Consider the following 26,903-nt stretch of genomic DNA (forward strand, 5'->3'; position numbering starts at 1 on the left):
TATGAAACAAAGTAAAATGCCTATCCCAACGCTTCGCGAAATGCCAAGCGATGCTCAAGTTATTAGCCATGCTCTTATGTTGCGAGCTGGTTATGTTCGCCAAGTTTCAGCAGGTGTTTATTCTTACTTACCACTTGCCAACCGTGTGATTGAAAAAGCCAAAAATATCATGCGCCAAGAATTTGATAAGATTGGTGCCGTTGAGATGTTGGCTCCTGCCCTTCTCAGTGCAGAATTGTGGCGCGAATCAGGTCGTTACGAAACTTATGGTGAGGATCTTTACAAACTAAAAAACCGTGAAAAATCAGACTTTATCCTAGGTCCAACTCACGAAGAAACCTTTACAGCTATTGTCCGTGATTCTGTTAAGTCTTACAAGCAATTGCCACTTAACCTTTACCAAATCCAGCCTAAGTATCGTGATGAAAAACGCCCACGTAATGGACTTCTCCGTACACGTGAGTTTATCATGAAGGATGCTTACAGTTTCCACGCTAACTATGATAGCTTGGACAGTGTTTACGATGAGTACAAGGCTGCTTATGAGCGTATTTTCACTCGTAGTGGTTTAGATTTCAAGGCTATCATTGGTGACGGTGGAGCCATGGGTGGTAAGGACAGCCAAGAATTTATGGCCATTACTCCTGCTCGTACAGACCTTGACCGCTGGGTTGTCTTGGACAAGTCAGTTGCCACATTTGACGAAATTCCTGCAGAAGTGCAAGAAGAAATCAAGGCAGAATTGCTCAAATGGATGGTTTCTGGTGAAGATACCATTGCTTACTCAAGTGAATCTAGCTATGCGGCTAACTTGGAAATGGCAACAAATGAGTACAAACCAAGCAACCGTGTTGTCGCTGAAGAAGAAGTGACTCGTGTTGCAACACCAGATGTTAAATCAATTGATGAAGTGGCAACCTTCCTAAACGTCCCAGAAGAACAAACGATTAAAACCCTCTTCTACATGGCAGACGGTGAGCTTGTTGCCGCCCTTCTAGTTGGAAATGATCAGCTTAATGAAGTTAAGTTGAAAAACCACTTGGGAGCAGATTTCTTTGACGTTGCTAGCGAAGAAGAAGTGGCAAGTGTTGTTCAAGCAGGATTTGGTTCACTTGGCCCAGTTGGTTTACCAGAGAATGTTAAAATCATTGCAGACCGTAAGGTGCAAGATGTTCGCAATGCAGTTGTGGGTGCTAACGAGGATGGCTACCACTTGACTGGTGTGAACCCAGGTCGTGACTTTACTGCAGAATATGTGGATATTCGTGAAGTTCGTGAGGGTGAAATTTCCCCAGACGGGCAAGGTGTCCTTAACTTTGCGCGTGGTATCGAAATTGGTCACATCTTCAAACTCGGTACTCGTTACTCAGCAAGCATGGGAGCAGATGTTTTGGATGAAAATGGCCGTGCTGTGCCAATTATCATGGGATGTTACGGTATCGGTGTCAGCCGTCTCCTTTCAGCAGTGATGGAGCAACACGCTCGCCTCTTTGTTAATAAAACGCCAAAAGGTGAATACCGTTACGCTTGGGGAATCAATTTCCCTAAAGAATTGGCGCCATTTGATGTTCACTTGATCACTGTCAATGTCAAGGACGAAGAAGCGCAAGCTTTGACAGAAAAGCTTGAAGCAAGCTTGATGGGAGCTGGTTACGAAGTCTTGACGGATGACCGCAACGAACGTGTGGGAGTTAAATTTAGCGACAGTGACTTGATTGGATTGCCAATCCGTATCACTGTTGGTAAAAAAGCAGCCGATGGCATCGTAGAAGTGAAGATTAAAGCGACTGGTGACACCATCGAAGTTCATGCAGATAACTTGCTCGAAACGCTTGAAATTCTCAGCAAGAAATAAAAACTATAATCAGAAGAAAAACAAGGAAAAAATGTAACTAGTTTTTACCTTGTTTTTTCTGTATAATGGGAAAAATGACTAGATAAAGAGGTAAATGTATGCTAAGATTTCCAAAGGATTTTGTCTGGGGATCCTCTACTTCTGGACCACAAACAGAAGGACGTGTAGCTGGTGACGGTAAGGGAGATAATCTCTGGGATTATTGGTACCAAGTGGAGCCAAATCGTTATTATAATGGGATTGGTCCAGATAAAACATCAACCTTTTATGAAAACTGGGAAAAGGATATTGAGCTACTGTTAGAAACTGGTCACACGGCCTTTCGGACTTCTATTCAGTGGTCACGGATTTTTCCACAAGGGCGTGGGGAAGTCAATCCTCAAGGTGTAGACTTTTACCGTAAGGTTTTTGAGGCTATTAAGGCCAAAGGGATTCGTCTTTTAGTCAATCTTTATCATTTTGATTTGCCTTTTGCCCTTCAAGAGGATGGTGATGGTTGGGAAAATAAGGCGACTGTTTCAGCCTATGAAGACTATGCTCGTTTTTGTTTTGAGACTTATGGAGATTTAGTGGATCAATGGATTACCTTTAACGAGCCCATCGTTCCAGTAGAATTTGGATATTTTTACGATGCCCATTATCCACATAAGGTGGATGCAGAGGCAGCAGTTAAAGTAGCTTATCATACACAATTGGCCAGCAGTCGGGCGGTTAAGGCTTGTCATGAACTTTTGCCAGATTCCAAGATTGGGATTGTCTTAAACTTGACACCGGCTTATCCACGTAGCCAGCATCCTGCTGATGTCAAGGCAGCTCGTATTGCGGACCTCTTTCAGGCCCAATCTTTCTTAGACCCATCTGTTTTGGGGACTTATCCACAGGAGTTAGTAGAAATCTTGCATGAACACGGTCTCTTGCCTGATGCTACAGAGGAGGAGTTGGATCTCATTAGTGAAAATACGGTGGACTTCCTTGGTGTCAACTACTATCAACCTTTGCGTGTTATGGCACCTCGATTTGCTAAGCATCCAGAGAGTCCACTCTTGCCAGAACATTTTTACGAGCCTTATGTGATGCCTGGACGTAAAATCAATCCTCATCGTGGCTGGGAGATTTATGAGCAAGGGATTTATGACATTGCCCAAAATATCAAGGAAAATTATGGTAATATCGAGTGGATGTTGACAGAGAATGGTATGGGTGTTGAAGGGGAAGAAAAATTCCGTGAGAATGGAATGATTCAAGATGATTACCGTATTGACTTTGTAAAAGGTCATCTTCGCGAACTTCACCGTGCCATTGAAGACGGAGCCAATTGTAAGGGCTACTTGATTTGGACCTTTATCGATTGCTGGTCATGGCTCAATAGCTATAAAAATCGCTATGGCTTGGTCGAATTAGACTTGGAAACGCAAGAACGTCGTCTGAAGAAATCAGGGCACTGGTTCAAGGAATTAAGCGATAATAATGGATTTTAAAAAGGACTCTGACTGATTATCCTAATTGGTCAGAGTCTTTTGCTTACAGGAGAGTAATTTGAACTATACCAATTTTTACTCTTGACAAGTGAAAGAAACAAGTATATACTGTTTTTGCTGATTCTATAAAAGAGGAATTAGACTATACCAATTTTAAGGAGAAAGCACAGCTGGTCTGTGTCGTATATACTATGTGTGGAATTGTTGGTGTTGTTGGAAACACAAATGCAACTGATATTTTGATTCAAGGGCTTGAAAAGCTCGAATACCGTGGCTATGATTCTGCGGGAATTTTTGTCCTAGGTGGTGCTGAAAATCACCTAGTCAAGGCTGTAGGTCGTATCGCAGAATTGTCTGCTAAAACAGCTGGTGTTGAGGGAACAACTGGTATCGGACATACTCGTTGGGCAACTCATGGGAAACCAACGGAAGATAATGCTCACCCACACCGCTCTGAGACAGAACGTTTTGTTTTGGTGCACAATGGGGTGATTGAGAACTACCTTGAAATCAAGGAAGAATACCTTGCAGGTCACCACTTTAAGGGGCAAACAGATACTGAAATCGCTGTTCACTTGATTGGAAAATTTGCGGAAGAAGATGGCTTGTCAGTTCTTGAAGCCTTCAAAAAAGCTCTTCACATCATCCGTGGTTCTTATGCCTTTGCCTTGGTTGACTCACAAGATCCTGAAGTCATCTACGTGGCTAAAAATAAATCACCACTTTTGATTGGTCTTGGAGAAGGCTATAACATGGTCTGCTCAGATGCTATGGCTATGATTCGTGAGACCAACCAATACATGGAAATTCATGACCAAGAGTTGGTAATCGTCAAGGCTGATAGTGTGGAAGTTCAAGATTATGATGGCAACAGTCGTGAACGTGCTAGCTATACTGCGGAACTTGACTTGTCTGATATCGGTAAGGGAACTTATCCTTACTACATGCTTAAGGAAATCGATGAGCAACCAACGGTTATGCGTAAACTCATCCAAGCCTACACAGATGAGGCTGGTCAAGTTGTCATAGACCCAGCTATCATCCAGGCTGTTCAAGACGCAGACCGTATCTACATCCTTGCAGCTGGGACATCTTACCACGCAGGATTTGCTTCTAAGAAAATGTTGGAAGAATTGACAGATACACCAGTTGAACTTGGAATCTCATCTGAGTGGGGCTACGGTATGCCACTTCTCAGCAAGAAACCACTCTTCATCTTTATCAGCCAATCTGGTGAAACAGCGGATAGTCGTCAGGTTTTGGTTAAGGCTAATGAAATGGGAATCCCAAGCTTGACAGTGACAAATGTCCCAGGTTCAACTCTTTCACGTGAAGCTAACAATACCATGCTTCTTCATGCAGGTCCTGAAATTGCCGTGGCATCAACTAAGGCTTATACAGCGCAAATCGCAGCCCTTGCCTTCCTTGCAAAAGCAGTCGGAGAAGCAAATGGCAATGCCAAAGCGCAAGCATTTGATTTAGTTCATGAGTTGTCAATCGTAGCTCAGTCTATCGAATCAACTCTTTCAGAGAAAGAAACCATTGAATCTAAAGTAAGAGAGCTACTTGAAACAACTCGCAATGCCTTTTACATCGGACGTGGTCAAGATTACTATGTAGCCATGGAAGCAAGTCTCAAACTTAAAGAGATTTCTTACATTCAATGTGAAGGCTTTGCAGCTGGTGAACTCAAACACGGAACTATTGCCTTGATTGAGGATGGAACACCTGTTTTGGCTCTCTTGTCAGATCCAGTCCTCGCTAACCACACTCGTGGAAATATCCAAGAGGTGGCAGCTCGTGGTGCCAAAGTCCTCACTATCGCAGAAGAAAATGTTGCTAAAGAGACAGATGATATTGTCCTTACGACTGTACACCCTTACCTCTCACCAATTTCAATGGTCGTGCCAACGCAATTAGTCGCTTATTTTGCAACACTCCACCGTGGCCTTGATGTGGACAAACCACGTAATCTTGCTAAATCAGTAACGGTAGAATAAGCTAAAAAAGTCTAGTTATCTAGGCTTTTTCTTGTGAGCAAACTGGTTGCTTGTACTCAAGATTCGTGTTAGAATAATTTGTCAAATTGAAGGACAGAGGTAGACAAGGAGAATCACTGTGGTAGAATTGGGAATTTCAACATTTGGGGAAACAACTGAGGTTGAAGGAACTGGGCAAACTTACAGTCATGCCGAACGCATTCGTCAGTTGGTGGCGGAGATTGAACTGGCTGACAAGGTTGGTTTGGATGTGTATGGGATTGGTGAGCACCATCGAGCGGATTTTGCGATATCTGCTCCAGAGATTGTTCTGGCAGCTGGGGCAGTCAATACCAAGAAAATCCGTTTGACCAGTGCAGTCAGCATTCTCTCGAGCATGGATCCGATTCGTTTGTTCCAACAGTATGCCACTATTGATGCTTTGTCAAATGGACGTGCGGAGATTATGGCCGGAAGGGGTTCTTTCACGGAATCTTTTCCCTTGTTTGGCTATGATTTGAAAGACTACGAAGCTCTTTTTGATGAGAAATTAGACTTGCTTCAATTAGTCAATGAAAAGACAAAACTAGATTGGCAAGGTCGATTGACCCAAACAATCTCTGGCAAAGAAGTTTATCCTCGTCCAGTTCAGGACAAATTGCCCTTGTGGATAGCGACAGGTGGTCATGTCGAATCAACTGTGAAGATTGCTCAGGCTGGTCTACCGATTGTTTATGCTATTATTGGTGGCAATCCGCGTTATTTTAAAAAGTTGATTCAGGCTTATCGTGAGATTGGGAGCGAAGCGGGCTATGCCAGTCAGGAACTAAAGGTTGGAGCTCATTCTTGGGGATGGATTGCTGAGGATGGCAAGCAGGCGGTGAAATATTATTTCCATCCGACCAAGCAAGTGGTGGATGCTATTTCTAAAGATCGTCCGCACTGGCAGGAATTGCGTTATGAGCAATATTTGGAGCAAGTTGGGCCAAATGGTGCTATGTTTGTGGGCAATCCAGATCAGGTGGCCGAAAAATTGATTCGTATGATTGAAGACTTAGGTTTGGACCGCTTCATGCTCCATCTACCGCTTGGTTCCATGCCCCATGACCAGGTTCTGAGAGCTATTGAACTATTCGGAATGCAAGTGGCACCCAAAGTACGGGAATACTTTGCCATGAAAGAGGGGATATAAAAAAATCCAATCGGCTTGATAGAAAATCTATAACCCCCATCCAAAAAGCCAGTCTCAAAAATTAAATAACAGCCTAGAATGCCCATTATATCGGGTGTTCTGGGCTGTTTTCTTTGCCTAGCGATAATCAAAGCCAATCAATGTGATAGGGAAAATATATTTGGATTGATAAGAAAGGAGTGATAAGATAGTTTCCATAAAACGAAGGGAGAACTAGATGATAAGCAAAAGAGACTTAGTATTAAGCGCGATTCGTGGAGAAGAAGTGGAACGTGTTCCGGTTGGGTTTTGGTTTCATTTCGTAACCTTGGAAGAAAAAGGCCAAGGCTTGAATAACCCAAGAATCTTTAAAAAAAGTGTAGATGGGCATAGACGCTATGTGGAAGCAATCAAACCAGACTTTGTAAAAATCATGAGCGATGGCTTTTTCATCTATCCAAGCAAGCTCTACTCTCCGACTATTCAGTCTATTAAAGAATTGGCAGGTAGTGAATCCATTGGGGAGAATCACCCTTGGATTGAGCAACAGGTGGAAGTGGTACAAGCTATTCGAGCAACCTTCACTGAGGACATTGCATCGTTTTACAATATCTTTTCTCCAATTTCCTACCTGAAACGCTGGTTTCGTACAGAGGCTTCTAGAGGTGATAAGGAGGTTGCAGATCTTTTTTTTGAAAATCCAGAGCTATTCAGGGAGATTTTAGATGTGATTGCTGAGGATATCGCTATCCTAACCAAGGAAATCATTCAGGATGGTGGAGCAGATGGGATTTACCTCAGTACGCAAGAAATTCAGGATGAGCGCATCACACCAGACTTGTACAGGACCTATATCGAGCCAAGCAATATAAAGGTTTTAGAAGCTGCTAATCAGGCAGGAGGGGTAAATATTCTGCATATCTGTGGTTTCCAAGGTGCCAGTAATGATGTGACTATTTTCAAAGATTATCCAGCCCAAGTTTTCAACTGGGCAACCCACCATGAAGCAGTCAGTTTGCCTCGAGGTCAAGAGCTATTTCATGGCAAAGCGGTCTTGGGTGGTTTTGAAAATGGGAAGCAGAGCCTGCTTTATAGAGGTACAAAGGCTGAACTCCAAGAGGAAACCAAACGCTTGTTGGCTGAAGCTGGAACTAGAGGAGTCATTCTTGGAGCGGATTGTACGGTCCCAGATGACTTTGAATTAGAAAGATTGGACTGGATTCGTCAGGCTGCTATTTTAGAATAGGAGAGCCTTATGAAAAGAAAAAAGTGGATATTGGTAGGGACGGCCTTTGGATTTGTCATCTTACTTGCGATTAGCCTCACCAAGGGACTTACTTGTAAGGAAGGACCAAGATGTCATGGGGTTCGGGATTTTCAGAAGGGAAGTCTTCCTTTTATTCAAACCAATGATATTGCCAGTGTTTTATTAGTTGAAAAAGAAAGAAATGGAGAATAGAGATGTCAGAAAAAAGAGAATGGGTTTTAAAAGCATTTAGAGGAGAAGCAGTCGATCGTGTGCCAGTCGGTTTTTGGCACCACTTTACATCAGAAGAGGAATGGTTAAAGGGATTTTCAAATCCTGCGATTATTGAAAAGAATATACAAGGTCACAAACAATTTATCCATGAACTAAGTCCCGACTTTATTAAGTTGATGAGTGATGGCTATTTTGCTTATCCAAATTCAGTTATTGCCAAAGGAAAGACACTCCAAGAGTTGGCAGATATTGAACCTCTGGGTGAAGATCATCCGTGGATTAGAGAGCAAGTAGAATTAGTGAAGAAGATTAAGCAGGAGTTTACAGAAGATATTGTTGCTATTTACAATATTTTTGCGCCTGTGACCTACCTCAAATGGTTGCTTGGGGAAGTATCTGGTGGAGATGATCTTATTGCAGATTTCTTGGTTCAAAATCCTCAGAAATTGAAAAAAGTTCTCGATGTGATTGCACAAGATATCGCTAGCTTGAGTCAAGCTATTATTAGAGATGCAGGAGCAGACGGTATCTATCTCAGTGTGCAAAGTATTCAAGATGCGCGTGTTTCTGTTGAAGTCTATCAGGAGATTATTGCACCGAGTGAACTGACTGTTTTAAATGCAGCTAAGTCGATTGGTGGTGTAAATATCCTTCATATATGTGGCTATGAAGGAGCTCGAAACGATATTCATATCTTTGCTGACTATCCAGCTCATGTTTTTAACTGGGCAGTTGGTCCAGAAGGGATTAGTCTAAAAGAAGGTCGTGAGATTTTCAAGGGTCGTACTGTTTTGGGAGGATTTGAAAACGGTAAAGAGGGTCTTCTCTATCGAGGCAGTAAGGAAGAAATCCAAGCTGAAACCAAACGATTGATAGAAGAAACAGGCAAAGAGGGCCTGATACTTGGAGCAGATTGTACCATTCCGAGCGATATTGCAGTGGAGCGTATCCAGTGGGTGAGAGAAGCAGTAGGAGCGATATAAGAAGACTTCAGTTTTAATACTCTTCGAAAATCAAATTCAAACCACGTCGGCTTCGCCTTGCCGTACTCAAGTACAGCCTGCGGCTAGCTTCCTAGTTTGCTCTTTGATTTTCATTGAGTATAATAACTGTATTGGAGGTTATTATGAGTAAAAGAAAGTGGCTTATCGGAAGCGTTTTAGTTTTGTCGATAGTTGGGGCTACGATTCTGGGTAGAGAATTAGTTTCAGCTAGAACGAACCATACGATAAAAAATGAATCCAACAAGGAAGTACGAGTTATTAAGGTTGCATATTCACAGGCTCATGCTCCTTATAATTTTACAAATGAGAATGGCGAACCAGATGGATATGAAACTTCAGTCTTAAAGGCTATTGATGAAAAATTACCAGGATATCGTTTTGAATACGAAGGGACTAATGATGAAGCCTTACTAATTGGTTTGGAATCTGGTAAGTATGATATCGGAACAAAAGCAGCTTGGTATACAGATGAACGAGCTAAGAAATTTATTATTCCCAAAGAGCCGATTGGAGCTAGCATCATAGGTTTTACTGTAAGAAAAGAGGACGAACAGAAGTATAAGAACATTGACGATTTTGCTAAGAATAAAGGGAAATTAGTGCCTATTTCTCCACAAAATGCTCAATGGAGTGTTATCACGGATTACAATGATAAACATCAAGATACTCCTATTGACTTAACAGCTGCTGAATCTTTTAAGGTAGCAGATGCTTATGCTTGGGTATTGGAAGGACGTTATGATGCTTACTTTGATGTGAAATTATCATTTGAAAAATCTGTTCGTTCTGATAGTGGGCCATATCATCAATATGCTGATAAATTATCATGGTTCCCATATAAAGGGATTTTAACTTATCCTTTATTACATCGTAGTAAAGAAAATGAGCAGTTTGCTAAAGATTATGATGCTGCGATTAAAGATTTGAAAGAAGATGGAACCTTAGCTAGATTGTCAGAACAATTTTTTGGAGAAGATGTCTTTTCTTATGCAGATTAAACAGGAAGCAGTAGCTAAATAAAGGAGAAGAATATGAGTAAGAAAATATGGATTATTGGTGGAGTTGCGGTTGCGGCAGTGCTTGGAGCAACAATTATTGGTAGAACTTTAGCAGGAGCATCTGCTAAAGGTGCAGATGCAGCTTCATCTGGACAAGTAACAACTTTAAAAGTTGCCCATACTCAAAACTATGTTCCTTATGATTTTATTGACGAAAAAGGGGAATCAGATGGTTATGAAGTCGCTGTTTTAAAGGCGGTTGATGAGAAATTAGCAGATTATAAATTTGAGTATACAGGAACTAGTGATGATGATCTCTTGATTGGACTTGAGTCTGGCAAGTACGATATTGGAACTAAAGGTGCTTGGTATACAGATGAACGGGCTAAGAAATTCATTATTCCATCTGAGCCAGTAGGAGCCAGCATTATTGGTTTTACTGTTCGTAAGGAAGACGAAGCTAAATTCAAGAACATTGACGATTTTGCCAAAGAAAAAGGAAAATTAGTACCCATCTCTCCTCAAAATGCTCAGTGGAATGTTATCAATAGTTATAATGACAAGCACAAGGATTCACCAATTGAGTTGACAGCTGCTGAATCATTCAAGGTGGCAGATGCTTATGCTTGGGTTTTAGAAGGACGTTACGATGCCTTCTTTGATATCAAGCTGTCTTTTGAAAAAGCAGTGACAGCAGAGGATGGTTCTTACCACCAATATGCGGACAAACTTAGCTGGTTCCCTTATAAAGGAATCCCAACCTATCCATTGATTCACCGTGATGAAAAGGGTGAGAAGTTTGCTAAAGAGTATGAAAAAGCGATTAAAGAATTAAAAGAAGATGGAACTCTAGCTAAACTTTCTCAAAAATACTTTAAAGAAGATGTCTTTAGCTACGTTGATAAAGATTAGATGAGCAATCAGGTATGTTATACTCTTCGAAAATCTCTTCAAACCGCGTCAACGACGCCTTGCCGTAGGTATGGTTACTGACTTCGTCAGTTCTATCCATAACCTCAAAACACTGTTTTGAGCAACCTGCGGCTAGTTTGCTTTTTGATTTTTATTGAGTATTAGAAAGAGGTTTATATGGTTTCATATGATTTTTCAAGAGTGTTCCAATTTTTACCAACCTTATGGCAGGCTCTTCCTATGACCTTGTCCATTCTCTTTTTTACTACAATTCTTGGTTCCCTTTTTGGTGGCTTACTGGCTTGGGCACAAGTGGGAGAAGACAAGACTTTTGCAGGTCTTTCCAAGGGCTATATTTTCACTCTTCGCTGTACTCCCCCCATTGTCTTACTGTTTTTAGTCTTTTATGGTTTACCTGAATTTTTAAAATGGTGGTTGAATTTAGATATCAACAACTGGTCTAAGACGGTCTTTGTCTTATTCACTATGGTCTTGCTATTTGCGGCTATCATTGCAGAAGTATTTAAGGCGTCCTATCAGGCAATTCCCAAAGGTCAGATGGAAGCTGGAGTCAGTATTGGTCTGACCCCTAGTCAGACATTTTGGAGAATCATTTTTCCTCAGGCTTTTCAAGTAGCCCTTCCAAATGTGACGACCGCTATTCTAAATTTGATGCGGGACGCTGCCCTAGCCTATACGATTGGTTTTGTGGATGTCATGGGGGCTGGGAATCTCTTAATCAGTCGCAATTTGGGGAATTACTCTCTTGAAACCTATACAGCGGTTGCCATTCTTTATTGGGGTGTAGCTTTGGCTGTTTCCTTCTTGAGTCGCTTGTTAGAAAAATCTTTGGAAACGAAAGGGAGATAGGATATGGATTTAGACTATATTGCAAAAACCTTTTTAGAGACCTTAAAAGGGGTACCGACCACCTTGATTATCATGATTGTAGCCATGGTCTTAAGTTTTCTACCAGCCTTGTTTTTAGCTCTGGGACAAATATATAAAGTCAAAGGTGTTCGAACTTTCTCTCTCGTGTATCTAGCTTTTATAAGAGCAACACCTCCGATTTTGCTGATTCTTTTCTTTTATAGTTTGTTTCCGAGTTTGCTCAATCAATTTCTCAAAAGCATAGGAAGTGATGTTGACATCTTTAAACTCAATCCGATCTATTATGCTTTTATTATCTATAGCCTGATGACAACAGGTAGTTTATCAGAAATCTTACGTTCGGCTATTTTGACTGTGGATAAGGGACAATTAGAAGCTGCACAAGCGATTGGATTGAGTAATAGTCAGGCCTATGTGAGGATTATTTTTCCACAGGCCTTGCGTTCAGCCCTGCCTAATCTTGCTAATCTAGTCATAAATATTGTAAAAGGGACCTCTTTGGTTTTTGTGATGACCATTAAGGATATTACAGCTATTGCCCGTGTTGAAGCCTCTTATGGTTATCAGTATTTTGAATCCTATTTTGTGATCTTTTTACAGTACATTCTTATTTGCGGATTGATTCAATGGGGCTTTTCAATCTTAGAGAAACGCTATATTCGAAGAGAACAGGGACAAGTGGTGCCCCGTACAGGTTTAGCATAGGAGGAGACAATGTTACAAGTAGAACATGTTGCAAAAAAATTTGGAGACAGACAAGTCCTAGAAGATGTTAATCTCAAGGTCAACCAAGGGGATGTGGTTGTAATATTGGGGCCATCTGGATCAGGTAAAACGACTTTTCTCAGATGTCTCAATCATTTAGAAAAAGCCGATAGTGGCTCTTTGAAGCTTGCTGATAAAGAATACGATCTTGGCAAATTGACCAAAAAAGATATTTTAGAAATTCGCCAGAAGACTGCCTTTGTTTTTCAACATTATAATTTATTTGCTAATAAAACGGCCTTGGAAAATATTTTGGAGGGCTTGATTATTGCTCGGAAAATTCCTAAGGAAGAAGCAACCAAACGTGCGGAAGCTGCCTTAGAAAAAGTTGGTTTACTAGCTTATAAAGATTACTATCCCTCTCAGCTTTCTGGAGGCCAGCAACAACGAATCGGCATTGCGCGTGCCATCGCTGTGAAACCAGAGGTCATTTTATTAGATGAGCCAACGTCAGCCTTGGATCCAGAGTTGGTAGGGGATGTTTTAGATGTTTTAAAACAGTTAGCTAAAGAAGGGGTTACTATGGTAGTAGTGACTCATGAGATGGGCTTTGCTAGAGATGTAGCCAATCATGTCATTTTTATGGATGGCGGGAAAATTGTTGAAGAAAATAATGCCCATGAATTCTTTAGTCGTCCAAAAGAAGAACGAACCAAGCAATTTTTGGCACGAATCCTTTCGGATGCGACCTATAGTGTGGAATATATGATTTGATAGATAGGATTATCAGGGCAAAAATTAATCCCCCGAGCGTTAAGACTTGGGGGATTGTTCTATAGGAGGGCTAGTTTAGTTCTCTTTTTTGTTTTTTAGTAAGAACCCGAGACGTAGAAGGGCGAGGAGACTAATTCCTGCGAACAGGAGTTTGTGATCGTTTTTGATTCCTGTATTTGGAAGTTCAGCTTGTTTAGCTAGAGGTGCAGGTATATTTTCCTTGCTAGAGTTTTCTACCAATTCGTTTTGAACAGCTTGACTTACAGATGATGGTTGTGCTTCTTGTGTTGGTTGTGAAGCTTGTGAATCAGTTGTAGCTTGGCTAGGTTTATTTTCCGCATCAGCTACTTTTGCATCTGGTTTAGTAGAATCAGGTCTAGCTTGTGGAGCTGGAGTTTGCTGTTCCGGTTTGACTACTCGGTTTGGAATATTGTCCTGGACATTATTTTGACCTTGTTCTTGTTTTAAGCTAGAAAGGTCAAATTCTGGTTTTTCTTCCACAGCTGGGGCAACGATGGCACCGCCTTGAGAGACTCGAAGAACAGTAGCTGTAAGGGCATTTAATTTCAAGCCTTTTTCAGTCCACTCAAGTCCTTTCGGGTTGGCAATTCCTACTGGCCCTGCTTGGTTTTCATCTGCTAAAACTTCAGCATTTCTGAGGTGGGCAAAGGCAGTTCCCAAATTAAATTCGCGAGCTTTTTCGTCCGCATTGACAAAGACTGCGTAGATGTCTCCATTTGGAGCAGTGATTTGGTAGCCAATTACTACGTCCTCTTTTGCCACACCATTTTGGCCTGGGACAGTGATGAGGTGGACACGGTCTTTGATATCTTGGAGACTCTTAAGTCGGAAGGTATCTGTAGATTGACGAAGAGCAATCAACCCTTTCATATAGTCACGGCTCTTGACATTTTCAGGATATGCTTTTCCATCTGTAGCCTTAGTCCAGTCAAACTTGTTAATAGCATCACTCGAATCGTAAGAGTCATGGATGAAGTAAGGATAGTCAAATGGATTGCCGTCCTTATCACGCAACAAGTGAGATTTGTTTGGAACCTTATCCTCCGATACTGGAGTCTTGTAGGCTGGGTCACGGAATTGTTTAGTACGTCCGTATTCCTGACCAGAGTGGATAAACGGAGTTCCTTGAGCTGTCAAGACCATGAGGTTTCCAAGTCGCAAACGACGGTGGATTTCAGCATAGTTTTCAGCCTTGCTTGGGTCTTTTTTGATAGACTGGGCAATGATGTCAAAGAGGGTCAAGTTATCATGGGCTGCGATATACTGGATAACATCTCCAGGACTATCAGCTTCAAAGTTGGTTGGCTGAGCAATGAGATTTTTAAAAATAGTGTTGATATCACGCTTGCCACCTGTGATAAAGGCAGGTTGACCTTCGTTTGGATAACCAGACTTGAGGTTGTTACGGATGTCATCTGAGAAGACAGCGACAGTATCGGTATGTTTCATCCAATCTTGGTCAGCAGCTTTAGTAGGCATATTTTCATCACCGGCATAAGTTCTCCAACCTTCACCCAGCATAATTAGATTTGGATTGAGGGCGCGTGCAGCCTTGTAAGCTTCTTCGATAGAAGCGGCATCATGGTCTCCCATCATATCGAAGCGGAAGCCATCGACTTTGTAGGTATCAACTAGATATTTGATAGAGTCAACTAGGAGTCGTTTGGTCATATGATGGGTTGTTCCCAAACGTCCACCACCAAAGCTAGTGCGAGGTGTCCCATCAGCATCCATAAAGTGGTAGTAGTTTGGCTCTAAATCTTCAAAGATATCGACCTTGGCTGTATGGTTATACACTACATCTAGGATAGCTCCCATACCACGTTTGTGGATCTCGTTGATGAGGTTTTTAAATTCTGCGATTCGTTTTTCTGGATTTTTAGGATCGCTTGAATACATACCAGTCAAGGAGAAGTAGTTTTGAGGATCATATCCCCAGTTATAGTTGCTGTTGCTTGAAGCATAGTCAGACAAGCGTTCATGGTTTTTCAATTCATTGACAAAGTAGTAAGACAAGACTGGAAGGAGCTGGATGTGGGTTACACCCAAGTCTTTGAGATAGTCTAGTTTTTCAATAAATGCTTCAAAGGTACCAAATGGTTTGGTTAAGTCTTTTGCAATGGCAGGATCTGAAGTAAAGTCACGCACATGAGCTTCGTAGATAACGGCATCTTCACGAGTCTTGAAATTGTGAATCTTACCATAAGTCAAGTCTTGAGGTCCGAGTTTGGCTGGATCTACAAAGGCGGCTTTAGCCACTTTATGGGCATCGTCAATCTTAGCATCGTCACTATTCCAAGCAGCGAGGGACTTAGCGTAAGGATCGAGTGCAAGAACAGTTTTACCTTGACGTTCGATTTGGTATTGATAATAGTATCCAGTGAAATCTGTGATTCCGAGTTTGTTTGTGCTATCTAGAGTTTGTTTCCAAGTTCCTCTTTCCCCTTTTTCAAGAGCGACAGTTCCAACCACTTTTTCAGGGTTATTCTTGTCGTAGACAACGACAGAAACCTTGTCAGCACTTGGTGACCAAAGGGTTAAATCAACTTGTTTTCCTTCTTCTTTTAGGTCAGCTCCAAGTTTGCCATCATAACTGTAAGTCTCATCTTTCAGACGCCAGCTTGTTTTGGTAGTGAATTGGTCAGCGTTGTAGCTCACGGTATAAGGATATTTTGTGTCCGAGAAATCTCCACTGTAGGTCACTTTCTTACCAGCTTCATCGATTGCAACATCGGTGATAGCTACTTTATTTCCTAGGTGATTAGTGATGTTGGAGTGTTTGAGGATATCCTCTTTTTTAGCACCGACAAGTGTTGAAAAACTACTCTCAATGCTAGAAGTGCCTACGTGTTGGGCTCCTGTCATACGGATATCATGGACATAGTATGGATTTGTGTAAATCGATTCATCATCGTCTTTTAGGAAAATTTGGCTATGATTTTTTAAATCTGTGAACTTATAATCTTCTTTACGGATTTTCACATCGTCTCCTTGTTTGTTTCTGTCTAGTAATAAAAATCCAAGGTCTTTAGCTGCATCTTTGAGTGGAATATCGATATAGCGACCATATTTGCCTGTAGCCGTAAAATCTGTTCCGTTAGGCCATTCACCACTACTTGGATTTTTCACATCTCCCCAGTACCAGAGAGATTTCTTGTCATAGTTGCCATCTGTACGGTAGTAGTTGACGCGAATAGTTCCTGCAGGTTGTGGCTCGTAAGAGAAAACCTTGTGTTCTTGGTCCAACCAAGCCTCATTCATATTTGGTGCCAGTTTTTCTATCGATTTATCGCCGGTTAGATTTTTCCCAGCTGTATTATTGATGAGGAAGCTAATTTTCTTGGCTTGTTCTCCCTTTAATTTGACATCTAGGTAGTAGCCATAGTCATCTTTTTTGGCATCCTTAAAGGATAAGGCTCCGTTAGGCCAGTTTTCAGATGGTTTTTCAACATCGTCCCAAGTCCATAGTCCTTGAGCATCCTTGTTTTCTTCAGGAAGCTTTTTGACATGGATACGGAAGTAGTTGTCTTCTATTGGTTCTTCTGCCTTAGTTTCAGTCGTTACTGGACTCGTAGAAGTAGTTGGTTCACTTGAACGATCTTGTCCGGTTTGTGGGGCTGAATCGGCTGGTGTTGTAGCAGGAGTTGGTACCTCTGTTGCAGCTTTTTCTTCTTTTTTCTCTAGGGAAGCGTTTGCACTATCAGGTGAAGAAAAATCGCTTTCGTTCTTGCCAGCGATGTTTGTTGCATCAGTAAGAGGTTGAGTAAGGGAGGTTGTATTTCTGTTGCTGGGTTCGTTAGTGGTTGGTGTATTTTCGTTTGCTGAGATAGTTGGTGTAGCCATGGCAAGCAGAATAAGGCTTGCTCCAATAAGGACAGAACCAGTTCCATTTTTGAGGGAACGGATGCTGTAAACCATTTTTTTCTCAGTTTGAGATGGTATTTTTCTCATAATGATTCTCCAATCAATATATTTCTATCATCAGTATAGCACTTAGTAAAATAAGATGCAAGCGTTTTCCTAAAATTAAAATAAAAGAAAAAATCGCAACAAATTTTGTTACGATTAAGCCAGTCTTTCTTTATGAATTTGAGAAGCAAGAAGGTGAAGGTGATGAAATAATTCTGAAGTAGAGAAGTTACGATTGTAGATAAGTGGTTTAGGAGAGTTGGTGACAGGAAAGGTAGTGATAATAATATCGTGAGGAATTTGATTGAGAATTGAGAAAGAAATCGTAGATTCTTCCCAAGAATCAAAGAGATAGAGATTATTGCCGTAGTGAGCAAGGGTGTCGATAAGGTTTTGTGCGTGATGACTATCCAAATGACTAATGACTAAAACACGTATTTTGGGAAGTTTTTGAAGTAATTGGACTAAAATTCGTTGCCCTTGGATAGAAAAGGTGTAGACAAGTTCTTGTAGCTTACTTGGGTGATTTTCTAGCCCCATTTCAGTAAGGTAAGATTGGAATTTGTGTTGACTTACTTCAAATAGTTTTGGAAATTCTACTTGATAACTGCTTAAAATTTGGGATTTCTGTCTGTCGAGAGACTGGTTACTGAGTAAATGAAAGAAATCAGATTGGGCAGTGTAGTGGAGGAGCCAAATCAATTCCTCGCGATTTTCAATCTGTAGGTGAAATTCTTTAGCTAGTTCTTCTAGGATTTGGCTCAATAAACGGTAAGATTTTTGGATATGATGAATATTACCCAGTGCTCCATTGCTAGGATTGTTTATGATTTGAGGAGACTTTACTGGATTTGAAAATAGCTGTTCTAGCGTCTCCTTTTTCGGTTCAAAATGAAGTTTTTTAGCCAGCTTTTTGATATCTTGTTCAAACTGGGTAATCTGCATGAGGGTGCTGTAGTGACTGGTTAAAAGAGGAGTAGGATTTTCAATCAAATGCCCCTTATTAAAGCGCTCTATATTGATAGCTAGAGTATATTTGATTTGTCGTAAACTACTGAGGTTGGGTGAAACTTGTTGGGCGTCCAAAAATAGCTGAATCAAGTGAGTGAGTGCCTCTTCAGAAATAGAAGGAAAGGGCCAATCAAGAAAACTGTAACTTTGGCTAAAGTAGTCTAGATAAAAGGCGCGAATGTCCTCTTCTTCTCCCTCCATGACTAAAGGGGAAGGTTGAATACTGATGCCATAGTGTTGCGGAAGCTTAGTATTTAGATGCTGGATGATTTCCTGAACTCGTTCGCAGCTAATCACAAGTGCCTGACACATTTGCTCAAGTGGTTGTCCCTCTTTGAAAAACAGGTAGTTCAAAAAAGAGTAGGTTTCAGATTGTTCAAAGATAGTAATCCTAGGGTCTAAGGAGTTTCGTACTTCAAACTGCAATTGAATGCCTTTTTTTCTTGATTGAAACAGGAGGTTAGGAAATAATTGCTCAAGCTTAAAAAGGTGTTCTTGCAATTCTTCGATTGAAAAATTCAGCTTCTCAGCTAAGACTGGGAGTTCTATCCAATCATGGTGTTTGGTTAATTCTTCCAGTAAGAATAGCGAGTCTTGTTCAGTTTTAGACAGCAAGATATTCATCACAAACCTCCCTATATATTTATACATATATATTAAAAGAAAAGCCTGGTAAAGTCAAGAAAAACAGCCTATGATAAAATAGGGAAATCTTAATTTACCATATTTTTGTGAACTACTAAACTGAAAATGAAATTTGCAAAGCGATCGTTGAATTTAATTTTTTTATAGGAAAAGATTTTGTCAAAAATTCGTCAATCCCCTTGAAAAATCTAGCTAAATAGGGTATAATATGAATAATCATTTGTCGTAGGTTTTGTCTGAAATATTGTCCAGACAAGGCTCACAGCAGTTAAATCTTCTGAAAAAGTCAGATTTAGCTGCTCTTTTTGTGCTTTTTTTCAGGATTTTGAGTGTTTGTAACAAAGACTTAAAGATTCTGAAAATTTATCAAGAGGACACGGTGATAGGGGTTTTTAAAACCATATGACGATTAGAAAAGCCTGATTGACAAGGCTTGGAACTTATTTACAAAGGAGAATCATCTTGGCAGGACATGACGTTCAATACGGGAAACATCGTACCCGTCGTAGTTTTTCAAGAATCAAAGAAGTTCTTGACTTACCAAATTTGATTGAAATTCAAACTGACTCATTCAAAGATTTCCTAGACCATGGTCTGAAGGAAGTGTTTGAAGATGTATTGCCAATTTCAAACTTCACAGACACAATGGAGTTGGAATTTGTTGGATATGAAATCAAGGAACCAAAATATACGCTAGAAGAAGCTCGTATTCACGATGCTAGCTACTCAGCACCAATTTTTGTAACCTTCCGCTTGATCAATAAAGAAACAGGCGAAATCAAAACCCAAGAAGTTTTCTTTGGTGATTTCCCAATCATGACAGAAATGGGTACTTTCATCATCAATGGTGGTGAACGTATCATCGTATCTCAGTTGGTCCGCTCACCAGGTGTTTACTTTAACGATAAAGTTGATAAAAACGGTAAAGTGGGCTACGGTTCAACTGTTATCCCTAACCGTGGAGCTTGGTTGGAACTTGAAAGTGACTCAAAAGATATCGCCTACACTCGTATCGACCGTACTCGTAAGATTCCATTTACGACATTGGTTCGTGCTCTTGGTTTCTCAGGTGATGATGAAATCTTTGATATCTTTGGTGACAGCGAATTGGTTCGCAACACTGTTGAAAAAGATATCCACAAGAACCCAATGGACTCTCGTACCGACGAAGCTTTGAAAGAAATTTACGAACGTCTTCGTCCAGGTGAGCCTAAGACTGCTGAAAGCTCACGTAGCTTGCTTGTGGCTCGTTTCTTTGACCCACGTCGCTATGACTTGGCAGCCGTTGGTCGTTACAAGATCAATAAAAAACTCAATGTTAAAACACGTTTGCTTAACCAAACCATTGCGGAGCCATTGGTAGACCCTGAAACGGGCGAAATCTTGGTAGAAGCTGGAACAATCATGACTCGTAGCGTGATTGAAAGTATTGAAAGCCATTTGGATGGCGACTTGAACAAGATTGTCTACATTCCAAATGATGCAGCCGTTGTGACTGAGCCAGTTGTTCTTCAAAAATTCAAGGTTGTTGCTCCAACTGATCCAGACCGTGTTGTAACTATTATTGGTAATGCTAATCCAGATGACAAGGTTCGTATCGTCACTCCTGCAGATATTCTTGCCGAGATGAGCTACTTCCTCAACTTGCCTGAAGGACTTGGCCGTGTAGATGACATCGACCACCTTGGGAACCGTCGTATCCGTGCGGTTGGTGAATTGCTTGCTAACCAAGTACGTCTTGGACTTTCTCGTATGGAACGTAATGTCCGTGAACGTATGTCTGTTCAAGATAACGAAGTCTTGACACCACAACAAATTATCAATATCCGTCCTGTAACAGCTGCGGTTAAAGAATTCTTTGGTTCATCACAGTTGTCACAGTTCATGGACCAACACAACCCACTTTCTGAGTTGTCTCACAAACGCCGTTTGTCAGCCTTGGGACCTGGTGGTTTGACACGTGACCGTGCTGGATATGAAGTACGTGACGTGCACTACACTCACTACGGTCGTATGTGTCCAATCGAGACACCTGAAGGACCTAACATCGGTTTGATCAATAACTTGTCATCTTACGGACACTTGAACAAATATGGTTTTGTTCAAACACCATACCGTAAAGTTGACCGTGAAACAGGTGTTGTTACGAACGAAATCGTTTGGTTGACAGCCGATGAAGAAGATGAATTTACTGTAGCACAGGCTAATTCTCGTCTGAATGAAGATGGAACATTTGCTGAGAAAGTTGTCATGGGACGTCACCAAGGGGTCAACCAAGAGTATCCAGCTAATGTTGTTGACTACATGGACGTATCACCAAAACAGGTAGTTGCCGTTGCGACAGCATGTATTCCTTTCTTGGAAAACGATGACTCCAACCGTGCCCTCATGGGAGCCAACATGCAACGTCAGGCTGTGCCATTGATTAATCCAAAAGCACCTTACGTTGGTACTGGTATGGAATACCAAGCAGCCCACGATTCAGGAGCTGCTGTGATTGCTCAGTATGACGGTAAAGTTACCTATGCAGATGCTGACAAGGTAGAAGTTCGTCGTGAAGATGGTTCATTGGACGTTTACCACATCCAGAAATTCCGTCGTTCAAACTCAGGTACTGCTTACAACCAACGTACGCTTGTAAAAGTTGGCGATGTCGTTGAAAAAGGCGATTTCATTGCTGACGGACCTTCCATGGAAAATGGAGAAATGGCGCTTGGACAAAACCCAATCGTTGCCTACATGACTTGGGAAGGTTACAACTTCGAGGATGCCGTTATCATGAGCGAACGCTTGGTCAAAGACGATGTCTATACATCTGTCCACCTTGAAGAATACGAATCAGAAACGCGCGATACAAAGCTTGGACCTGAAGAAATTACTCGTGAAATTCCAAACGTTGGTGAAGATGCCCTTAAAGACCTTGACGAAATGGGTATTATCCGTATCGGTGCTGAGGTTAAAGAAGGTGATATCCTTGTAGGTAAAGTAACACCTAAGGGTGAGAAAGACCTTTCAGCTGAAGAACGTCTCTTGCACGCTATCTTTGGAGACAAGTCACGTGAAGTGCGTGATACTTCTCTTCGTGTACCACACGGTGCCGATGGTGTCGTTCGTGATGTTAAAATCTTTACACGTGCAAATGGAGATGAGCTGCAATCAGGTGTTAACATGCTGGTTCGCGTCTACATCGCTCAAAAACGTAAGATTAAGGTCGGAGATAAGATGGCCGGACGTCACGGAAACAAAGGGGTTGTCTCTCGTATCGTTCCTGTAGAAGATATGCCTTACCTTCCAGACGGAACTCCAGTCGATATCATGTTGAACCCACTTGGGGTGCCATCACGTATGAATATCGGTCAGGTTATGGAGCTCCACCTTGGTATGGCGGCTCGTACTCTTGGTATTCACATCGCAACACCAGTCTTTGACGGAGCAAGTTCTGAAGACCTTTGGTCAACTGTTAAAGAAGCAGGTATGGATAGCGATGCCAAAACGATCCTTTACGATGGACGTACTGGTGAACCATTTGATAACCGTGTTTCTGTCGGAGTCATGTACATGATCAAACTCCACCACATGGTTGACGATAAATTGCACGCGCGTTCAGTTGGACCTTACTCAACCGTTACCCAACAACCACTCGGAGGTAAAGCTCAGTTTGGTGGACAACGTTTCGGTGAGATGGAGGTTTGGGCTCTTGAAGCCTACGGTGCCTCAAATGTCCTCCAAGAAATCTTGACTTACAAGTCTGACGATATCAACGGACGTTTGAAAGCTTATGAAGCCATTACAAAAGGAAAACCAATTCCAAAACCAGGTGTTCCAGAATCCTTCCGAGTTCTTGTCAAAGAATTGCAATCTCTTGGTCTTGACATGCGTGTCCTAGACGAAGATGACCAAGAAGTGGAACTTCGCGACTTGGATGAAGGAATGGACGAAGATGTCATCCACGTAGATGACCTTGAAAAAGCCCGCGAAAAAGCAGCACAAGAGGCTAAAGCAGCCTTTGAAGCTGAAGAAGCTGAGAAAGCAACAAAAGCGGAAGCAACAGAAGAAGCTGCTGAATAAGAATAAGCAGTTCACTTAGAATAGAAAGGGAAGAAATAGTGGTTGATGTAAATCGTTTTAAAAGTATGCAAATCACCCTAGCTTCTCCAAGTAAAGTCCGTTCATGGTCTTATGGAGAAGTCAAAAAACCTGAAACAATCAATTACCGTACCTTGAAACCAGAACGTGAAGGTCTCTTTGATGAAGTTATCTTTGGACCTACAAAAGACTGGGAATGTGCTTGTGGTAAGTACAAACGCATTCGTTATAGAGGGATTGTTTGTGACCGTTGTGGGGTTGAAGTAACGCGTACAAAAGTTCGTCGTGAGCGTATGGGGCACATCGAGTTGAAAGCTCCTGTATCTCACATCTGGTACTTCAAGGGAATTCCAAGCCGTATGGGCTTGACCCTTGATATGAGCCCTCGTGCCCTCGAGGAAGTTATCTACTTTGCGGCTTATGTGGTGATTGATCCCAAGGATACACCACTTGAGCACAAGTCTATTATGACAGAGCGCGAATACCGTGAGCGCTTGCGTGAGTATGGTTATGGTTCATTCGTTGCCAAGATGGGTGCCGAAGCTATCCAAGACCTCTTGAAACAAGTAGATCTTGAAAAAGAAATTGCTGAACTCAAAGAAGAGTTGAAAACAGCGACTGGACAAAAACGTGTCAAAGCCATCCGTCGTTTGGATGTTTTGGATGCCTTTTACAAGTCTGGAAACAAACCTGAATGGATGATTCTAAACATCCTTCCGGTTATTCCACCAGATCTTCGTCCAATGTTGCAGTTGGATGGTGGCCGTTTTGCCTCATCTGACCTGAATGACCTTTACCGCCGTGTTATCAACCGTAACAACCGTTTGGCTCGTTTGCTTGAGTTGAATGCACCAGGTATTATCGTTCAAAATGAGAAGCGTATGCTTCAAGAAGCAGTTGATGCTTTGATTGACAATGGTCGTCGTGGTCGTCCAATCACAGGACCAGGTAGCCGTCCATTGAAATCATTGAGCCACATGCTTAAAGGTAAACAAGGACGCTTCCGTCAAAACTTGCTCGGTAAACGTGTTGACTTCTCAGGACGTTCCGTTATCGCCGTTGGTCCAACGCTTAAGATGTATCAATGTGGTGTGCCACGTGAAATGGCGATCGAGCTCTTTAAACCATTCGTGATGCGTGAAATTGTTGCCCGTGATATCGTGCAAAACGTCAAAGCTGCTAAACGCTTGGTGGAACGCGGAGATGAGCGTATCTGGGATATTCTTGAAGAAGTGATTAAAGAACACCCAGTGCTTTTGAACCGCGCACCGACCCTTCACCGTTTGGGTATCCAAGCCTTCGAGCCAGTCTTGATTGATGGTAAGGCCCTTCGCTTGCACCCGCTTGTCTGTGAAGCCTACAATGCCGACTTTGACGGGGACCAAATGGCCATCCACGTACCGCTTTCAGAAGAAGCCCAAGCAGAAGCTCGTATCTTGATGCTAGCTGCTGAGCACATCTTGAACCCGAAAGATGGTAAACCAGTTGTTACTCCGTCTCAGGACATGGTTTTGGGTAACTACTACTTGACTATGGAAGAAGCTGGTCGTGAAGGTGAAGGAATGGTCTTCAAAGACCGTGACGAAGCGGTTATGGCTTACCGTAATGGTTATGTTCACCTCCACTCACGTGTTGGTATCGCAACAGACAGCCTCAACAAGCCTTGGACAGAAGAGCAAAAACATAAGGTCTTGCTCACAACAGTTGGTAAAATCCTCTTCAACGACATCATGCCAGAGGGGCTACCATACTTGCAAGAACCAAACAATGCCAACTTGACAGAAGGCGTTCCAGCTAAATATTTCTTGCCACTTGGTGGAGATATCAAGGAAGCTATCAGCAATCTTGAGCTTAACCCTCCATTCAAGAAGAAAAACCTTGGGAATATCATCGCTGAAATCTTCAAACGTTTCCGTACGACAGAAACTTCTGCCCTACTTGACCGTATGAAGAACCTCGGTTACCACCACTCAACTCTTGCAGGATTGACAGTGGGTATTGCCGATATTCCAGTCGTTGATGACAAGGCTGAAATCATTGAAGAATCACACAAACGTGTAGAACAAATCACAAAACAATTCCGTCGTGGTATGATTACAGACGACGAGCGTTACAATGCCGTTACAGCTGAATGGCGTGCTGCCCGTGAAAAACTTGAGAAACGCTTGATTGCCAACCAAGATCCTAAGAACCCAATCGTTATGATGATGGACTCTGGAGCCCGTGGTAATATCTCAAACTTCTCACAGCTTGCCGGTATGCGTGGTCTGATGGCAGCTCCGAACGGACGTATCATGGAATTGCCAATCCTTTCAAACTTCCGTGAAGGTTTGTCAGTACTCGAAATGTTCTTCTCAACTCACGGTGCCCGTAAAGGTATGACCGATACGGCCCTTAAGACAGCCGACTCAGGTTACTTGACTCGTCGTTTGGTTGACGTTGCCCAAGACGTCATCATCCGTGAGGACGACTGTGGAACTGACCGTGGTCTCTTGATCCGTTCTATCGCAGAAGGAAAAGAGATGATCGAGTCTCTAGAAGAACGTCTCAACGGTCGTTACACTAAGAAAACCGTTAAACATCCAGAAACTGGTGCAGTGATCATTGGTCCAAATGAGTTGATTACAGAAGACAAGGCGCGTGAAATTGTCAATGCTGGTGTGGAAGAAGTGACTATCCGTTCCGTATTTACATGTAACACTCGTCACGGTGTCTGCCGTCACTGTTACGGTATCAACTTGGCGACTGGTGATGCGGTTGAAGTTGGTGAAGCAGTTGGAACAATCGCTGCCCAATCTATCGGGGAACCTGGTACACAGCTTACAATGCGTACCTTCCACACGGGTGGGGTTGCCTCAAATACCGATATCACTCAGGGTCTTCCTCGTGTCCAAGAAATCTTTGAAGCCCGCAACCCTAAAGGGGAAGCGGTTATCACAGAGGTTAAAGGACAAGTTACTGCCATCGAAGAAGATGCATCAACTCGTACTAAGAAAGTCTTTGTTAAGGGTGAAACTGGCGAAGGTGAATATGTCGTTCCATTTACAGCTCGTATGCGTGTAGAAGTTGGGGACCAAGTAGCGCGTGGTGCTGCTCTTACAGAAGGTTCTATCCAACCAAAACGTCTCCTTGCAGTCCGTGATGTCTTGTCAGTTGAAACGTACCTTCTCGGCGAAGTACAAAAAGTTTACCGTAGCCAAGGGGTAGAAATCGGTGACAAACACATCGAGGTAATGGTTCGTCAAATGATCCGTAAAGTTCGTGTCATGGATCCAGGTGACACAGATCTTCTCATGGGTACCCTCATGGATATCAATGACTTTACAGATGCCAACAAAGATGTTCTTATCGCAGGTGGAGTTCCAGCGACTGGTCGACCAGTCCTCATGGGAATTACCAAAGCCTCACTTGAAACAAACAGTTTCTTGTCAGCGGCTTCCTTCCAGGAAACAACTCGTGTCCTTACAGATGCAGCTATCCGCGGTAAGAAAGACCATCTCCTTGGACTCAAGGAAAATGTTATCATCGGTAAGATCATCCCAGCAGGTACTGGTATGGCCCGTTACCGTAACCTTGAACCACATGCTGTCAACGAAGAAGAATATCTTAATCCTCCAGTAGAGGAAGAAGGAAATGAAGAAACAACAGAAGTAGTTGTGGATACTGCCGTTGAAACTGTGGAAGAAACAGTAGAATAAAAGAGAATGAGAGAGCCTTCGGGTTCTCTTTCTCTTTTCTGAAAACTTTCTCCCTTTTTCCATGAAATGTGGTAAAATAATAATCAATGAAAATCAAAGAGCAAACTAGCCGCAGGTTGCTCAAAGCACTGCTTTGAGGTTGTAAATAAAACTGACGAAGTCAGCTCAAAACACTGTTTTGAGGTTGTGGATAGAACTGACGAAGTCAGTAACCATACCTACGGCAAGGCGACGTTGACGTGGTTTGAAGAGATTTTCGAAGAGTATAAAAGAAAGAAGCTGACAA

The 26,903-nt window shown here is 42.1% G+C and carries 16 protein-coding genes; 14 read left to right on the forward strand and 2 right to left on the reverse strand.

Annotation, left to right across the window (positions count from 1 at the left end; all coding sequences use genetic code 11):
- The first annotated feature begins 1 nt into the window (after position 1).
- From K1I71_RS00275 to K1I71_RS00330, 12 genes are all read left to right on the forward strand, one after another.
- Positions 2-1,855 (forward strand): proline--tRNA ligase, encoded by a 1,854-nt coding sequence (locus K1I71_RS00275; protein WP_223329871.1) that lies wholly within the window; start codon positions 2-4, stop codon positions 1,853-1,855.
- A gap of 98 nt (positions 1,856-1,953) precedes the next feature.
- Entirely contained in the window at positions 1,954-3,333 is a 1,380-nt protein-coding gene (bglA, locus tag K1I71_RS00280) for a 6-phospho-beta-glucosidase (protein ID WP_223329872.1), read from the forward strand.
- Between the two features lie 191 nt (positions 3,334-3,524).
- Positions 3,525-5,333, forward strand: a complete 1,809-nt coding sequence (glmS, locus tag K1I71_RS00285) for a glutamine--fructose-6-phosphate transaminase (isomerizing) (protein WP_223329873.1) — start codon at positions 3,525-3,527, stop codon at positions 5,331-5,333.
- 118 nt (positions 5,334-5,451) lie between these two features.
- Positions 5,452-6,504 carry an LLM class flavin-dependent oxidoreductase gene (locus K1I71_RS00290; protein ID WP_223329874.1) on the forward strand — a complete coding sequence of 351 codons (1,053 nt, stop codon included), beginning with the start codon at positions 5,452-5,454 and terminating at the stop codon, positions 6,502-6,504.
- Positions 6,505-6,721: 217 nt separating this feature from the next.
- A complete protein-coding gene (locus K1I71_RS00295) occupies positions 6,722-7,729 on the forward strand; it encodes a uroporphyrinogen decarboxylase family protein (RefSeq protein WP_223329875.1) in 1,008 nt (335 codons plus the stop codon).
- 9 nt (positions 7,730-7,738) lie between these two features.
- Positions 7,739-7,942, forward strand: coding sequence for a hypothetical protein (locus K1I71_RS00300; protein WP_223329876.1), 204 nt, complete (start codon positions 7,739-7,741; stop codon positions 7,940-7,942).
- 2 nt (positions 7,943-7,944) lie between these two features.
- Complete coding sequence (locus tag K1I71_RS00305; RefSeq protein ID WP_223329877.1) at positions 7,945-8,946, forward strand: uroporphyrinogen decarboxylase family protein; 1,002 nt, start codon at positions 7,945-7,947, stop codon at positions 8,944-8,946.
- A gap of 143 nt (positions 8,947-9,089) precedes the next feature.
- The gene (locus K1I71_RS00310; protein ID WP_223329878.1) at positions 9,090-9,965 is read left to right on the forward strand and encodes a transporter substrate-binding domain-containing protein; all 876 of its coding nucleotides are present in this window, start codon (positions 9,090-9,092) and stop codon (positions 9,963-9,965) included.
- 33 nt (positions 9,966-9,998) lie between these two features.
- Entirely contained in the window at positions 9,999-10,877 is an 879-nt protein-coding gene (locus tag K1I71_RS00315; protein WP_223329879.1) for a transporter substrate-binding domain-containing protein, read from the forward strand.
- Positions 10,878-11,054: 177 nt separating this feature from the next.
- On the forward strand, positions 11,055-11,747 hold the full coding sequence (locus K1I71_RS00320; RefSeq protein ID WP_049501821.1) for an amino acid ABC transporter permease: 693 nt from the start codon (positions 11,055-11,057) through the stop codon (positions 11,745-11,747).
- Between the two features lie 3 nt (positions 11,748-11,750).
- Complete coding sequence (locus tag K1I71_RS00325) at positions 11,751-12,473, forward strand: amino acid ABC transporter permease (RefSeq protein ID WP_223329880.1); 723 nt, start codon at positions 11,751-11,753, stop codon at positions 12,471-12,473.
- A 9-nt stretch (positions 12,474-12,482) separates the two neighbouring features.
- Entirely contained in the window at positions 12,483-13,247 is a 765-nt protein-coding gene (locus K1I71_RS00330; protein ID WP_045605074.1) for an amino acid ABC transporter ATP-binding protein, read from the forward strand.
- A gap of 75 nt (positions 13,248-13,322) precedes the next feature.
- On the opposite strand, the gene K1I71_RS00335 is transcribed toward K1I71_RS00330, so the two are convergent.
- The gene (locus K1I71_RS00335; protein WP_223329881.1) at positions 13,323-17,219 is read right to left on the reverse strand and encodes a pullulanase; all 3,897 of its coding nucleotides are present in this window, start codon (positions 17,217-17,219) and stop codon (positions 13,323-13,325) included.
- A gap of 114 nt (positions 17,220-17,333) precedes the next feature.
- Complete coding sequence (locus tag K1I71_RS00340; protein WP_223329882.1) at positions 17,334-18,812, reverse strand: AcpB/EbpR/MafR family transcriptional regulator; 1,479 nt, start codon at positions 18,810-18,812, stop codon at positions 17,334-17,336.
- 483 nt (positions 18,813-19,295) lie between these two features.
- Between K1I71_RS00340 and rpoB the strand changes: the two genes are divergently transcribed.
- Together rpoB and rpoC are read left to right on the forward strand one after the other, a co-directional pair.
- Complete coding sequence (gene rpoB, locus K1I71_RS00345; RefSeq protein WP_223329883.1) at positions 19,296-22,901, forward strand: DNA-directed RNA polymerase subunit beta; 3,606 nt, start codon at positions 19,296-19,298, stop codon at positions 22,899-22,901.
- Between the two features lie 38 nt (positions 22,902-22,939).
- Positions 22,940-26,617 (forward strand): DNA-directed RNA polymerase subunit beta', encoded by a 3,678-nt coding sequence (gene rpoC, locus K1I71_RS00350; RefSeq protein WP_033686295.1) that lies wholly within the window; start codon positions 22,940-22,942, stop codon positions 26,615-26,617.
- Positions 26,618-26,903: the final 286 nt, after the last annotated feature.

Origin of the sequence: Streptococcus mitis, assembly GCF_019929545.1 — a bacterium.
GTDB lineage: Bacteria > Bacillota > Bacilli > Lactobacillales > Streptococcaceae > Streptococcus > Streptococcus mitis_BU.